The 345-nt window shown below is 59.1% G+C and carries 1 pseudogene; it reads left to right on the forward strand.

The window, feature by feature from the left end:
• Positions 1–345 (forward strand): annotated as a pseudogene (locus JHD62_RS21645) (ornithine carbamoyltransferase subunit F); the annotation flags it as partial.

A 345-nucleotide genomic window follows, 5' to 3' on the forward strand; every position in this document is an offset into this window, starting at 1 on the left:
TGAAGGGCAAGAACATCGCCCTGATCTTCGAAAAAACCTCCACCCGCACCCGCTGCGCGTTTGAAGTGGCCTGCTACGACCAGGGCGCCAACGTCACCTACCTCGGACCGTCCGGCTCGCAGATCGGCATCAAGGAATCGATGAAAGACACCGCCCGCGTGCTGGGTCGCATGTATGACGCCATCGAATACCGCGGTTTCGACCAGGACATGGTGGAAAACGAACTGGCCAAATTCGCCGGCGTCCCGGTGTACAACGGCCTTACCGACGAATGGCACCCCACCCAGATGCTGGCCGACGTACTGACCATGTGGGAAAACAGCGACAAGCCCATCTCGCAAATCA

Origin of the sequence: Aquitalea sp. ASV11 (assembly GCF_016429185.1) — a bacterium.
In the GTDB taxonomy this organism is placed as follows: Bacteria; Pseudomonadota; Gammaproteobacteria; order Burkholderiales; family Chromobacteriaceae; genus Aquitalea; species Aquitalea pelogenes.